The sequence below is a fragment of the Pantoea sp. SGAir0215 genome (genome assembly GCF_043543215.1).
Window position 1 is genome coordinate 1303518 of record NZ_CP028031.1, and the last position, 14176, is coordinate 1317693.

Sequence of the window (14176 nt, forward strand, 5' to 3'; positions counted from 1 at the left end):
CCGCCGCGCCCTGCGCCAGATAAAAGCGTACCGTACCCGGACTGCCCATTGTATGGATGAACAGAACCGAAACGTGGACTGTTTCGAGGCGGCATTTTGCCGCACTCTCATCAGGGAGCGCGTCAGTTTATTATCTTGGTTAAGGCAGCCTGAGCGGCCGTTGAAAATTTTTTTTCATTTAACCCTTGATGCGCTTCTAAGCGACCCCATTTACTTGTCATCGAGCGTTGTGGACGTTGGAAAAAAAAGCATGTGAGGTCGGGTTGAATGTCATCAACCTGCCCACATAAAAGGTTCACAACCCAAACTGGCAACGAATTTAAGTGGGAGATGTTTAGATGGGTAAGATTATTGGTATTGACCTGGGTACAACCAACTCTTGTGTTGCGGTCATGGACGGCACCAAAGCGCGTGTGCTTGAGAACGCCGAAGGCGATCGCACCACGCCTTCGATCATCGCTTACACACAGGATGGTGAAACTCTGGTCGGACAACCGGCTAAACGTCAGGCTGTGACCAACCCGCAGAATACCCTGTTTGCGATCAAGCGTCTGATTGGCCGTCGCTTCCAGGACGAAGAAGTACAGCGTGATATCAAAATCATGCCTTACAAAATTGTGGGTGCTGATAACGGCGACGCATGGCTGGAAGTGAAAGGCCAGAAAATGGCACCGCCGCAGATTTCTGCGGAAGTGCTGAAAAAAATGAAGAAAACGGCTGAAGATTTCCTGGGTGAGCCCGTAACTGAAGCGGTTATCACCGTTCCGGCTTACTTCAACGATGCTCAGCGTCAGGCAACCAAAGATGCTGGCCGTATCGCAGGTCTGGAAGTCAAACGTATCATCAACGAACCGACGGCAGCAGCGCTGGCGTACGGCCTGGATAAAGGCCAGGGCAACCGCACCATCGCAGTTTATGACCTGGGTGGCGGTACCTTCGATATCTCTATCATCGAAATCGACGACGTTGATGGCGAAAAGACCTTTGAAGTTCTGGCAACCAACGGTGATACGCACCTGGGTGGTGAAGACTTCGACAGCCGCCTGATCAACTACCTGGTGGCAGAATTTAAGAAAGACCAGGGCATCGATCTGCACAACGATCCACTGGCGATGCAGCGTCTGAAAGAAGCCGCCGAGAAAGCCAAGATCGAGCTGTCTTCTGCGCAGCAGACCGATGTTAACCTGCCGTACATTACGGCGGATGCTACCGGTCCTAAGCACCTGAACATCAAAGTGACCCGTTCTAAACTGGAGTCGCTGGTTGAAGATCTGGTTGCGCGCTCTATCGAGCCGCTGAAAGTCGCACTGCAGGATGCGGGCCTGTCCGTTTCGGACATCAACGACGTTATCCTGGTGGGTGGTCAGACACGTATGCCACTGGTTCAGGCTAAAGTAACTGAGTTCTTTGGCAAAGAGCCACGTAAAGACGTGAACCCGGATGAAGCGGTTGCGGTCGGTGCTGCGGTACAGGGCGGTGTGTTAGGTGGTGACGTAAAAGACGTTCTGCTGCTGGACGTGACCCCGCTGTCACTGGGTATCGAAACCATGGGCGGCGTGATGACTTCGCTGATCAGCAAGAACACCACCATCCCAACCAAGCACAGCCAGGTGTTCTCGACGGCAGAAGACAACCAGTCTGCGGTAACGATTCACGTGCTGCAGGGTGAGCGTAAGCGTGCCAGCGACAACAAGTCACTGGGCCAGTTTAACCTGGACGGCATTCAGCCTGCGCCACGCGGTATGCCGCAGATCGAAGTGACCTTCGACATCGATGCGGATGGTATCCTGCACGTATCAGCGAAGGACAAAAACAGCGGTAAAGAGCAGAAGATCACCATTAAAGCGTCTTCCGGCTTGAACGAGGACGAGATTGCGAAAATGGTGCGTGATGCTGAAGCGAACGCGGAATCTGACCGTAAGTTCGAAGAGCTGGTGCAGACCCGCAACCAGGGTGACCAGATCGCTCACAGCACACGTAAGCAGCTGGATGAAGCGGGCGACAAACTGTCAGCGGATGACAAAGCCCCAATCGAAGCGGCGCTGAGCGCGCTGGAAACGGCGCTGAAAGGCGAAGATAAAGCAGAGATCGATGCCAAAATGCAGGCGCTGATGGAAGTTTCCAGCAAACTGATGGAAGCCGCACAGCAGTCTCAGGCGGGTGCAGCGGATGCCCACGATGCGTCAGCGAAGAAAGATGACGATGTGGTCGATGCTGAATTCGAAGAAGTAAAAGACAATAAGAAATAATTGCCCCTGACCGGGCGCGACGGTTGCCCTGACAGCCGTTGAAACCAGCACGGGCGTAGGAGTTTTCTCCACGCCCGTGCGATCATGTTAAGGGCTAAATAAATGGCGAAGAGTGATTACTACGAGATTTTAGGCGTCGCCAAATCTGCAGACGAGCGTGAAATCAAAAAGGCGTACAAACGCCTGGCGATGAAATATCACCCGGACCGTAATCCAGGCGATAAAGACGCCGAAACCAAGTTTAAAGAAGCAAAAGAGGCCTACGAAATCTTAACGGACGCCCAGAAGCGCGCGGCCTACGATCAGTACGGTCATGCCGCCTTTGAACAAGGCGGTATGGGCGGAGGTGGATTCGGCGGCGGCTTTGGCGGCGGCGGTGCAGATTTCAGCGATATCTTTGGCGACGTTTTCGGTGACATCTTTGGTGGTGGCCGCCGTCAGCGCGCAGCCCGTGGTTCAGATTTGCGCTACAACATGGAGCTGACGCTGGAAGAAGCGGTTCGCGGCGTGACCAAAGAGATCCGTATTCCGACGTTAGAAGAGTGCGATGTCTGCCACGGCAGCGGTGCCAAAGCGGGGACCAAACCGCAAACCTGTTCAACCTGTCATGGCGCAGGCCAGGTGCAAATGCGTCAGGGCTTCTTCACCGTGCAGCAGGCCTGTCCAACCTGTCATGGCCGGGGTTCGGTGATCAAAGATCCGTGCAACGCCTGTCATGGCCATGGCCGCGTCGAGAAATCCAAAACGCTGTCGGTGAAAATTCCGGCGGGCGTCGACACGGGTGACCGTATTCGGTTGAGCGGTGAAGGTGAAGCCGGTGAGCAGGGCGCACCCGCGGGCGATCTGTACGTTCAGGTGACGGTGAAAAAACACCCAATCTTTGAACGTGAAGAGAACAACCTCTACTGCGAAGTGCCGATCAACTTTGCCATGGCGGCGCTGGGCGGTGAGATTGAAGTGCCTACCCTGGACGGACGCGTGAAGCTGAAGGTACCGGCAGAAACCCAGACCGGTAAGCTGTTCCGTATGCGCGGTCGCGGTGTGAAATCGGTGCGCGGTGGTGCGGTAGGTGACCTGCTGTGCCGTGTCGTGGTGGAAACCCCGGTCAGCCTGAATGACAAGCAAAAAGCGCTGCTGCGTGAACTGGAAGAGAGCTTTGGTGGACCCAGCGGCGAGCACAACAGCCCGCGTTCCAAAAGCTTCTTTGACGGCGTGAAAAAGTTTTTTGACGATTTAACCCGCTAATCGCACGGACGTATGTCACTAAAGCGGAGAGAACATTCTCCGCTTTTTTTATGCCAGCATCAGGGCGGAGGTACGCCGTTACTTAGGGCCCTGTCTTCTCTTGCCTGTTTTCCTTCTTCTCTTTGCTGTCGCCAAAATGTCGACATTACGTAAAAGCGGATAAATTAGCTTTTTATCAGGTTCAGTGAATCGTTACACTGCTCAGCATTGTGTTTTCCGCTCAGGAGGAGTGCATTTTGTCAAAACCTCGTCGTATCAGGCATTTAATTAAAAGTTTTATTGAGAGTGATGCCAGCAACGGTATGGTGTTAATTCTGGCTGCCGTGGTGGCGATGGTTCTCGCGAACAGTACGTCCACCGCTCAGGGCTACCAGGCGCTGCTGGAGACACCGGTGCAGATTCGCTTCGGTGAGCTGGATATCAGCAAAAATCTGTTGTTATGGATCAATGACGCCCTGATGGCGCTGTTCTTCCTGCTGATTGGTCTGGAGGTGAAGCGTGAACTCATCTCGGGTGAACTGGCCAGCCGCGATCGGGCCGTCTTCCCGGTTATTGCCGCCTTAGGGGGAATGGCGGCGCCTGCCATCCTGTTTTTACTGTTTAATCACGGGGATGAGATCGCCCGCAATGGCTGGGCCATTCCCACCGCGACGGATATCGCTTTTGCGCTGGGCGTGCTGGCCCTGCTGGGCAGCCGTGTCCCGACGGCCCTGAAAGTTTTTTTGATGGCGCTGGCAATTATCGATGACCTGGGGGCGATTATCATTATCGCGCTGTTCTATACCAGCGATCTCTCAGTCACGTCCCTCAGCGTGGCGGTAGGAGCCATTGTCGTGCTGGCCATCCTGAACCGGTGTAACGTGCGTAATATCGCCGTTTATATGCTGGTTGGGCTGGTGCTGTGGACTGCGGTACTGAAGTCCGGCGTCCATGCAACGCTTGCGGGCGTCGTCGTCGGCTTCTTTGTCCCGCTGGAAGAGAAAGACGGTCACTCGCCGGCTGAACATCTGGCGCATGGCTTGATGCCCTGGGTGAACTGGCTGATTCTGCCGCTGTTTGCCTTCGCCAACGCCGGGATTTCCCTGACAGGGATTACCTTTGGCGATGTGCTGTCACCCGAGCCGCTGGGCATCATCCTTGGCCTGCTGATCGGTAAGCCATTGGGGATTACCCTGTTCTGTTGGCTGGCGGTGACGCTGAGGCTGGCGGTGCTGCCCAATGGCACGACGTTGCGCGATATCATGGCGATTGGCGTGCTGTGCGGCATTGGTTTTACGATGTCGATCTTTATCAGCTCGCTGGCTTTTGATGCGGCTCATGAACAGCTGGTGACATTCTCGAAGCTGGGGATTCTGAGCGGTTCACTGCTCTCGGCCGTACTGGGTTACACGTTATTGCGATATAAACTGCGTTAAACGAAAGGAGGCGTAAGCCTCCTTTTGCCTTCCCCGACGCGGTTATGCAGCCAGGGCGAACATAACAGATTACCTTTTTGCGTACGGGGATAACGCGAAAAGGGCAGATATCGGATCGGGACGGCACAGGCTGAATTATGGGCACCTACCGCTTATGCCTGATAGCGTTTTCCCGTCGTCCATGGGCTATCCGTTGTCACAGAAAGGCGAGCTTTGAAGCGGTTCGCCATCTGCGCGGGCTGTCCGGCAAGGAAGCGGGAAAGAGGAAGGTCAGCGGTGAATCGCAGACATAAAAAAACCGGCTCAGAGCCGGTTCTTTCAACAAAGCGATAAACAAAAGGCGATTAAGCCAGTTTGTTGATCTGTGCAGTCAGGTTTGCTTTATAACGTGCAGCTTTGTTTTTGTGGATCAGACCTTTAGCAGCCTGACGGTCCACGATTGGTTGCATTTCATTAAATGCATTCTGCGCAGCAGCTTTGTCGCCTGAAGCGATCGCCGCGTATACTTTCTTAACGAAGGTACGCATCATAGAGCGACGGCTTGCGTTATGCTTGCGACGTTTCTCAGATGTTACGGCACGTTTCTTAGCTGATTTGATATTAGCCAAGGTCCAACTCCCAAATATGTTCGATAGAGACAAATCAAAGGCCGAGGACTATGCCTTTTGGACCTTCTGTTGTCAATGGATTTGTGCAAATAAGCGTCGTTCACAAGTGATAACCTGCACGACACTCGGTTACGTATTTGATGGCGCAAGATTCTACCAGCTTCTGTGTCCTGAATACAGTATTTCGCAACAAAATTCTCTTTGTGGCTCTGCGTGCCGGTAAATACGGCCTGTTACGCATGAAAGGCGTGTTCACGGGTTAACCTCGGCGGCTTTCGAGGGTATAATCCGCCGATTTCCACCGGTTTGAGTCAGCCATGAAGTTTATCCGCGGTATTCATAATCTTAATGCGCAGCATCACGGCTGCGTTCTGACCATTGGTAATTTCGATGGTGTGCACCGCGGCCATCAGGCGCTGATGGGGCGGTTGATGGAAGAAGGCCGGAAACGTCAATTGCCGGTCATGGTGATGGTGTTTGAACCTCAGCCGCTGGAGCTGTTTGCCGGTGGCAATGCCCCTGCCAGACTGACCCGCCTGCGCGAAAAACTCAGGTACCTGGCAGAAATCGGCGTGGATTATGTGCTGTGCGTGCGGTTCGACCATCGCTTCGCCGCACTCTCGGCGCAAAGTTTTATCAGCGAATTGCTGGTGAGCAAACTGGGCGTGAACTACCTGGCCGTTGGGGATGATTTCCGCTTTGGCGCTGGTCGGCAGGGGGATTTCCTGCTATTACAGAAAGCCGGAGTAGAATACGGTTTCGACGTCGTCAGCACAGAAACGTTTTGCGACGGCGGTAAACGCATCAGCAGCACGGCGGTGCGTCAGGCGCTGGCTGAGGACAATCTGGCGCTGGCGCAGTCGCTGTTGGGCCATCCTTTCAGTATCTCAGGGCGCGTGGTGCACGGTGATGCACTGGGACGCACGCTGGGATTCCCTACTGCCAATCTCCCTTTACGCCGCTGCGTCTCGCCGGTCAAAGGCGTGTATGCGGTAGAAGTTGAGGGCCTGGGGCCGAAACCCCTGCCCGGCGTCGCCAACATCGGCACGCGCCCGACAGTAAAAGGTTTACGCCAACAGCTTGAAGTTCACCTGTTGGACATCAATATGGATCTCTATGGTCGCCACATTGATGTGGTATTGAAGCAGAAAATACGAAACGAGCAGCGCTTTGCTTCACTGGACGCGTTGAAAGAGCAAATTGCGAAAGACACGGTAACGGCCCGACAATTTTTTGGCCTGTAACCTGAGCAAAAAACGGAATCGAGAATCTGATGAGTGACTATAAATCTACCCTGAATTTGCCGGAAACGGGGTTCCCCATGCGTGGCGATCTGGCCAAACGCGAACCGGGAATGCTGCAGCGTTGGTATGATGACAATCTTTACGGCATCATCCGCGAAGCCAAAAAAGGGAAAAAAACCTTTATCCTGCATGATGGCCCTCCTTATGCGAACGGCAGTATTCATATTGGTCACTCTGTTAACAAGATTCTGAAAGACATTATCGTCAAGTCGAAAGGCATGGCGGGCTACGATTCACCGTATGTGCCGGGCTGGGACTGTCACGGTTTGCCTATCGAGCACAAAGTTGAGCAGATGATCGGTAAGCCGGGCGAGAAAGTCACCGCCGCCGAATTCCGCGAAGCCTGCCGTAAATACGCGGCCGAACAGGTTGAAGGACAGAAAGCCGACTTCATTCGTCTGGGCGTGCTGGGCGACTGGGATCGTCCTTACCTGACGATGGATTTCACGACCGAAGCGAATATCATTCGTGCGCTGGGCAAAATCATCGGTAATGGCCACCTGCACAAAGGTGCCAAGCCGGTGCACTGGTGCATGGATTGCCGCTCTGCGCTGGCGGAAGCGGAAGTTGAGTATTATGACAAAACGTCGCCCTCCATCGATGTCATGTTTAATGCCGTGGATGCGGATGCCGTGCGTGCGGCATTTGGGGTAACGGCCTCAGAAGGCCCCGTTTCGCTGGTCATCTGGACAACCACGCCGTGGACCATGCCTGCTAACCGCGGCATCTCTCTGCACCCCGAATTTGACTATCAGCTGTTGCAGATTGAGGGCCGCAGCCTAATCCTGGCGAAGGATCTGGTTGAGAGCGTCATGAAACGCGCGGGCGTCAGCGACTGGACTGTGCTGGGCACCTGCCAGGGCGCAGCACTGGAGCTTCAACTGTTCCAGCACCCTTTCCTGGCGCAGATCCAGTCGAAGGTGGTTCTGGGCGATCACGTGACGCTGGATGCCGGTACCGGTGCGGTTCACACAGCACCGGGTCACGGTCCGGATGACTATGTGATCGGTCAGAAATACGGTCTGGAAACGGCGAATCCGGTTGGGCCTGATGGCGCTTACCTGCCCGGTACCTATCCCGGGCTTGACGGCATTAACGTCTTTAAAGCTAACGAGTTGATCGTTGAACTGCTGAAAGAGAAGGGCGCGTTGCTGCATGTTGAAAAACTGCTGCACAGCTACCCGCACTGCTGGCGCCATAAAACCCCGATCATCTTCCGTGCTACCCCGCAGTGGTTTATCAGCATGGATCAGAAAGGTCTGCGCGCGCAGTCCCTGAAAGAGATTAAAGGCGTTCAGTGGATCCCGGACTGGGGCCAGGCGCGTATTGAATCCATGGTCGCCAACCGTCCTGACTGGTGTATTTCCCGTCAGCGTACCTGGGGCGTCCCAATGGCGCTGTTCGTCCATAAAGAGACCGAAGAACTGCACCCGGACACCCTGTCGTTGATGGAAAAAGTGGCGCAGCGCGTTGAGCAGGACGGTATTCAGGCATGGTGGGATCTCGATCCCCGCGATCTGATGGGCGATGATGCCGACAACTATGTGAAGGTGCCGGATACGCTGGACGTCTGGTTCGATTCAGGATCGACCAGCTATTCCGTCGTGGATGCGCGCCCGGAATTTGGCGGTAATACGCCGGATATGTATCTGGAAGGATCGGATCAGCACCGTGGCTGGTTTATGTCCTCGCTCATGATCTCGACAGCGATGAAAGGCAAAGCGCCTTATCGTCAGGTGCTGACGCATGGCTTTACCGTTGATGGTCAGGGCCGCAAGATGTCCAAATCCATTGGTAATACCGTTGCGCCGCAGGATGTGATGGATAAGCTCGGGGCAGACATTCTGCGCCTGTGGGTTGCTTCGACCGATTACTCGGGCGAAATGGCCGTTTCTGACGAAATCCTGAAGCGCTCTGCCGATGCCTATCGTCGTATCCGTAACACGGCGCGTTTCCTGTTAGCGAACCTGAGCGGCTTTAATCCGGCCACCGATCTGGTTAAACCGGAAGAGATGGTGGTGGTCGATCGCTGGGCGGTAGGACGTGCGCAGGCGGCGCAGGCGGATATCGTGGCTTCCTACGAGCACTACGATTTTCACGAAGTGATTCAGCGCCTGATGCAGTTCTGCTCCATTGAGATGGGCTCCTTCTATCTGGATATCATCAAAGACCGTCAGTACACCGCGAAAGGTGACAGCCTGGCGCGCCGTAGCTGTCAGTCTGCGCTGTGGCACATTGTGGAAGCGCTGGTGCGCTGGATGGCGCCGATCATGTCTTTCACAGCTGATGAGATCTGGGGCTATTTGCCGGGCGAGCGCGCGAAGTATGTGTTCACTGAAGAGTGGTACACCGGCCTGTTTGGTCTGCCTGAAAACGAAGCGCTGAACGATGCGTACTGGGCTGAACTGCTTAAAGTGCGCGGTGAAGTAAACAAGGTGATTGAGCAGGCACGTAGCGATAAACGCATTGGTGGCGCGCTGGAAGCCTCTGTCACGCTGTATGCTGATGCCGAGCTGGCGGCGAAGCTGAAGGCGCTGGGTAATGAGCTGCGCTTTGTGCTGCTGACCTCCGGTGCTGAGGTTGCCGACTACGCTCAGGCTGACGCTGATGCGCAGCAGAGTGAACTGGTAAAAGGTCTGAAAATCGGCCTGCACAAAGCCGAAGGCGAGAAATGTCCGCGCTGCTGGCACTACACTACTGACGTCGGTCAGAACCCTGAGCACGCTGCGGTGTGCGGTCGCTGTTACACTAACGTAGCCGGAAACGGTGAAGAGCGTAAGTTTGCCTGATGAGTAGACCTGTTTTCTCCACCGGATTGCGCTGGCTGTGGCTGGTGCTGGTTGTTATCGTTGTTGATTTTGTCAGCAAGCAGTGGGTAATGAACAACATGATGCTGCATGAAACGCAGCCGCTGATGCCGTTCCTTAACCTGTTTTACGCGCACAATTACGGCGCGGCGTTCAGTTTCCTCGCGGATAAAGGCGGCTGGCAGCGCTGGTTCTTCGCCGGTATTGCGCTGGCGATTGTGGTGTCGCTGCTGGTGATGATGTATCGCAACAGCGCCCAACAGAAGATCGCCAACAGTGCTTATGCGCTCATTATCGGCGGCGCTGTCGGTAATCTGTTTGATCGTGCGTATCATGGCTTCGTGGTGGATTTTATCGATTTCTATGTCGGTAACTGGCACTTTGCTACATTTAATATCGCTGACTGCGGCATCTGTATCGGTGCGGCGTTGGTGGTGCTGGAGGGGTTTTTTAATCCGTCCAGCAAGCAGGTTAAAAAAGGGTAAACCATGTCTGAGTCTGTACAGCGCGACAGCGCGGTGTTGTTGCATTTCGTTCTGAAGCTGGAAGATGGCTCAGTGGCGGAATCCACCCGCGCCAGCGGTAAACCTGCGCTGTTTCGTCTGGGTGACGGTAGCCTGTCCGGCGCGCTGGAACAGGCACTGCTGGGCTTAAAAGCCGGGGATAAACATCAGTTCTCACTGGCACCGGAAGAGGCGTTTGGCGGTGTCAGTCCTGATCTGATCCAGTACTTTTCGCGTCGCGACTTTAATGAAGCGGGCGAGCCTGAGATTGGGGCTATTATGCTGTTTACCGGCATGGGCGGCAGTGAAATGCCGGGCGTGATTCGCGAAATCAATGGTGATTCAATCACCGTTGATTTTAACCATCCGCTGGCAGGCCATCGCGTTCAGTTTGACATTGAGGTGCTGGAAATCGATCCGGTACTGGAGGCGAACCATGCAAATTCTGCTGGCTAATCCACGTGGTTTTTGTGCTGGCGTCGATCGCGCCATCAGCATTGTTGAAAACGCACTGACGCTGTTTGGTGCGCCGGTCTATGTGCGTCATGAAGTGGTACATAACCGCTACGTGGTGGACAGCCTGCGCCAGCGCGGCGCAATTTTTATTGAGCAAATCAGCGAAGTGCCGGATGGTGCTATCCTGATTTTCTCTGCCCATGGCGTTTCTCAGGCGGTACGTAACGAAGCGAAAAGCCGTGATCTCACGGTCTTTGATGCGACCTGCCCCCTGGTGACCAAGGTGCACATGGAAGTCGCGCGCGCCAGCCGCCGGGGCGAAGAGTCGGTGCTGATTGGTCACGCCGGGCACCCGGAAGTCGAAGGCACCATGGGGCAGTACAATAATCCCAAGGGCGGCATGTATCTGGTGGAGTCCCCGGATGACGTCTGGAAACTGGACGTTAAAGATCATGACCGGCTGTCTTTCATGACGCAAACCACGCTGTCGGTCGATGATACCTCTGAAGTGATTGATGCGTTGCGTGCCCGTTTCCCGAAAATTGTCGGCCCACGTAAAGATGATATCTGCTATGCCACGACAAACCGGCAGGAAGCGGTAAGGGCACTCGCTGAAGAGGCGGATGTCGTGCTGGTAGTCGGATCTAAAAACTCGTCAAACTCTAACCGTCTGGCCGAACTGGCGCAGCGCATGGGTAAAGCGGCTTATCTGATCGACGATGCAGAGGATATCCAGCCCGAATGGATCGCCACGGCCCGCTGTGTTGGCGTCACCGCGGGTGCATCGGCACCGGATATTCTGGTGCAGAATGTCATCAGCCGTCTGCAGGCGTTAGGTGGCGGCGAAGCCAGAGTCCTGGAAGGGCGGGAAGAAAATATCGTGTTTGAAGTCCCCAAAGAGTTGCGGGTTGATGTCCGCAACGTGCAGTGACAACAAACCTGTAGTAGCAAAAAGGCCGACTCTGTTCGGCCTTTTTGCTATACGCCGCCCGGCCAACGACGAGGTGAAATTGCTTTTACTGATAATCGCCTTCGCCTGGCATAAAAATTCTTATTATCCCCGAGAAAAAGTGGCGCAGTTGTTATCTCATGGTTAACCTGATTGCGCTTGCATGCATAGTTTTGTTTTAGGAATGAATAAATATGAAGAATATCCGCATTGCCATCGTGGGTGCGCCGGGACGCATGGGCCGTAACCTGATTCAGGCGGTCGTTCATGCCAACGGCGTGGATCTGGGCGCAGCACTGGCACGTCCGGGCTCGTCATTAATCGGCACCGATGCTGGTGAACTGGCGGGCGTGGGCAAACTGGACGTTCCCGTTGTCGATGATCTGCGTGCTGTGATGGATGATTTTGACGTCTTAATCGATTTCACCCGTCCCGAAGGGACGCTGGCCTACCTGGCACTGTGCCGTGAACACCGCAAGGCAATGATTATTGGTACGACCGGATTTGACGAAGCCGGTAAGGCGGCGATTCGTGATGCGGCAACAGAGACGGGGATTGTCTTTGCGGCGAACTTCAGCGTTGGCGTCAATCTGGTTCTGAAGCTGCTGGAGAAAGCCGCTACCGTGATGGGCGATTATGCGGATATTGAGATTATCGAAGCGCATCATCGTCACAAAGTGGACGCTCCTTCAGGAACGGCGCTGGCCATGGGGGAAGCCATTGCCGACGCCATGGACTGGAAACTGGCTGATCATGCCGTTTACAGTCGCGAAGGGCACACCGGCGAACGTAAGGCTCAAACCATTGGTTTTGCAACAGTGCGAGCCGGTGACATTGTCGGCGAACACACGGCCATGTTTGCAGACGAGGGAGAGCGTGTAGAGATTACTCATAAGGCGTCAAGCCGTATGACGTTTGCTAATGGCGCGGTTAAGGCGGCATTATGGGTAAGTGCGAAGAAAAAAGGGCTTTACGATATGCGTGATGTCCTTGATTTAGCCAGTTTGTAATGGGTTTTACCTGTGTGATGTGGTGATTTCAATCGCTAATTCATTGATTGAAAAAGGGCAATAATATTATTGCCCTTAATTTTGTAAAAAATAAGCCTCTTGTTTATTTTTTCTGTATAAATGCTCATAAACTTATTTATTCTCTCTTCATCTTAACGGTAAACCTGTTAAATTTGACCATTTGGTCAAAATTAATAGCCTTCTCAGGCAGAATAATGCTTCTCAACGATGAGCAAACGATTATTTGATTGTGTTTGCCCCTGTTTTTGTCCCTTATCCTCTTTTTTTTCGCTCTGAGCCTGAAAAGATGTTAAAAAAGTGGCTTCAGGGTGGACAAGTACCAGAGCGATCATTAGAATGCGCGCAATTTGCCAAAAATTGACCACTCAGGCCGTTTTTGCATTGATTCAGATCATCATTATGAATTAATATGCAGATATTGTGACTGTTTATTCCCTGGAGGATGTTTTGATTAAGTCAGCGCTCTTGGTTCTGGAAGACGGAACCCAATTCCACGGTCGGGCCATCGGGGCTACAGGGTCGGCAGTGGGGGAAGTCGTTTTCAATACGTCAATGACTGGTTATCAAGAAATCCTCACTGATCCTTCCTATTCTCGTCAAATCGTTACTCTCACTTATCCCCATATCGGCAACGTTGGTGCCAACCCCGCCGATGAAGAATCCAGTCAGATTCACGCTCAGGGGCTTGTCATTCGGGACCTGCCACTTATTGCCAGCAACTACCGCAGCGAAGAGAGCCTGTCAGCCTATCTGCAGCGCAATAACATTGTTGCTATTGCCGATATTGATACACGTAAGCTGACGCGTCTGCTGCGCGAGAAAGGCGCACAGAATGGCTGCATTATCGCGGGCGACAATCCGGATGCCGCTCTGGCCTTACAGAAAGCGCAGGCCTTCCCGGGGTTGAAAGGGATGGATCTGGCGAAGGAAGTGACGACGGCAGAAACCTATACCTGGTTGCAGGGGAGCTGGACGCTGGAAGGGGATTTACCTGCGCAGACGTCAGCAGAAGCGCTGCCCTACCATGTTGTGGCTTACGATTATGGCGCTAAGCGCAATATTCTGCGCATGCTGGTCGACCGCGGCTGCCGTCTGACGGTTGTCCCGGCTAAAACGCCCGCCGAAACCGTTCTGGCGATGAATCCGGATGGCATCTTCCTGTCAAACGGTCCGGGTGATCCGGAGCCCTGCGATTACGCCATTGAGGCGATTGAAGCCTTTCTGAAAACCGACATTCCGGTGTTTGGCATTTGCCTTGGCCACCAGTTGCTGGCACTGGCCAGCGGCGCAAAAACCGTAAAAATGAAGCTGGGTCACCACGGTGGTAACCACCCGGTGAAAGATCTCGATAACAATCGCGTCATGATTACGGCACAGAACCACGGCTTTGCGGTGGATGAAACCCATCTGCCCGCCAATCTGCGGGTAACGCATATTTCGCTGTTTGATAAAACCGTGCAGGGTATCCATCGCACCGACAAGCCTGCGTTCAGCTTCCAGGGCCATCCTGAAGCCAGCCCGGGGCCGGGTGATGCCGCACCGTTATTTGACCACTTTATCGAGTTGATTGACGCATTCCGTTCGAAAGCAAAGTAATCAGGAGCTAATC

Annotated in this window: 11 protein-coding genes; 10 read left to right on the top strand and 1 reads right to left on the bottom strand. The window is 54.0% G+C overall.

What is annotated here, in order from left to right; translation table 11 throughout:
* The first annotated feature begins 338 nt into the window (after positions 1-338).
* From dnaK to nhaA, 3 genes are all read left to right on the top strand, one after another.
* Positions 339-2249: a molecular chaperone DnaK gene (gene dnaK / locus C1N64_RS06135; protein ID WP_039338776.1), complete on the top strand. Its 1911-nt coding sequence runs from the start codon at positions 339-341 to the stop codon at positions 2247-2249.
* Between the two features lie 102 nt (positions 2250-2351).
* Positions 2352-3494: a molecular chaperone DnaJ gene (gene dnaJ, locus C1N64_RS06140; protein WP_006117631.1), complete on the top strand. Its 1143-nt coding sequence runs from the start codon at positions 2352-2354 to the stop codon at positions 3492-3494.
* Between the two features lie 236 nt (positions 3495-3730).
* A complete protein-coding gene (gene nhaA / locus C1N64_RS06145; protein WP_367143317.1) occupies positions 3731-4909 on the top strand; it encodes a Na+/H+ antiporter NhaA in 1179 nt (392 codons plus the stop codon).
* A gap of 344 nt (positions 4910-5253) precedes the next feature.
* Here nhaA and rpsT read toward each other — a convergent pair whose 3' ends face one another.
* Positions 5254-5517 carry a 30S ribosomal protein S20 gene (gene rpsT / locus C1N64_RS06150; RefSeq protein ID WP_006117633.1) on the bottom strand — a complete coding sequence of 88 codons (264 nt, stop codon included), beginning with the start codon at positions 5515-5517 and terminating at the stop codon, positions 5254-5256.
* A gap of 317 nt (positions 5518-5834) precedes the next feature.
* On the opposite strand from rpsT, the gene ribF reads away from it, so the two are divergent.
* The 7 genes from ribF (at position 5835) to carA (ending at position 14163) form a co-directional block, all read left to right on the top strand.
* Positions 5835-6761, top strand: coding sequence for a bifunctional riboflavin kinase/FAD synthetase (gene ribF / locus C1N64_RS06155; protein WP_006117634.1), 927 nt, complete (start codon positions 5835-5837; stop codon positions 6759-6761).
* A gap of 29 nt (positions 6762-6790) precedes the next feature.
* The gene (gene ileS, locus C1N64_RS06160) at positions 6791-9610 is read left to right on the top strand and encodes an isoleucine--tRNA ligase (RefSeq protein WP_162286073.1); all 2820 of its coding nucleotides are present in this window, start codon (positions 6791-6793) and stop codon (positions 9608-9610) included.
* Positions 9610-10113, top strand: coding sequence for a signal peptidase II (lspA, locus tag C1N64_RS06165; protein WP_367143316.1), 504 nt, complete (start codon positions 9610-9612; stop codon positions 10111-10113). Before ileS ends, lspA begins: the two co-directional genes overlap by 1 nt.
* A gap of 3 nt (positions 10114-10116) precedes the next feature.
* A complete protein-coding gene (fkpB, locus tag C1N64_RS06170) occupies positions 10117-10587 on the top strand; it encodes an FKBP-type peptidyl-prolyl cis-trans isomerase (protein WP_006117637.1) in 471 nt (156 codons plus the stop codon).
* Entirely contained in the window at positions 10568-11518 is a 951-nt protein-coding gene (gene ispH, locus C1N64_RS06175) for a 4-hydroxy-3-methylbut-2-enyl diphosphate reductase (RefSeq protein WP_039338773.1), read from the top strand. Before fkpB ends, ispH begins: the two co-directional genes overlap by 20 nt.
* A gap of 212 nt (positions 11519-11730) precedes the next feature.
* Positions 11731-12546 carry a 4-hydroxy-tetrahydrodipicolinate reductase gene (gene dapB, locus C1N64_RS06180; protein WP_185199924.1) on the top strand — a complete coding sequence of 272 codons (816 nt, stop codon included), beginning with the start codon at positions 11731-11733 and terminating at the stop codon, positions 12544-12546.
* Between the two features lie 468 nt (positions 12547-13014).
* Complete coding sequence (gene carA / locus C1N64_RS06185; protein WP_006117640.1) at positions 13015-14163, top strand: glutamine-hydrolyzing carbamoyl-phosphate synthase small subunit; 1149 nt, start codon at positions 13015-13017, stop codon at positions 14161-14163.
* The last annotated feature ends 13 nt before the right edge of the window (positions 14164-14176 follow it).

Bases quoted from the DNA above. Each gene is read 5' to 3' on its own strand.
- ileS (WP_162286073.1), top strand. From the start codon at position 6,791: ATGAGTGACTATAAATCTACCCTGAATTTGCCGGAAACGGGGTTCCCC.
- dnaK (WP_039338776.1), top strand. From the start codon at position 339: ATGGGTAAGATTATTGGTATTGACCTGGGTACAACCAACTCTTGTGTT.
- dnaJ (WP_006117631.1), top strand. From the start codon at position 2,352: ATGGCGAAGAGTGATTACTACGAGATTTTAGGCGTCGCCAAATCTGCA.
- lspA (WP_367143316.1), top strand. From the start codon at position 9,610: ATGAGTAGACCTGTTTTCTCCACCGGATTGCGCTGGCTGTGGCTGGTG.
- ribF (WP_006117634.1), top strand. From the start codon at position 5,835: ATGAAGTTTATCCGCGGTATTCATAATCTTAATGCGCAGCATCACGGC.
- dapB (WP_185199924.1), top strand. From the start codon at position 11,731: ATGAAGAATATCCGCATTGCCATCGTGGGTGCGCCGGGACGCATGGGC.
- fkpB (WP_006117637.1), top strand. From the start codon at position 10,117: ATGTCTGAGTCTGTACAGCGCGACAGCGCGGTGTTGTTGCATTTCGTT.
- ispH (WP_039338773.1), top strand. From the start codon at position 10,568: ATGCAAATTCTGCTGGCTAATCCACGTGGTTTTTGTGCTGGCGTCGAT.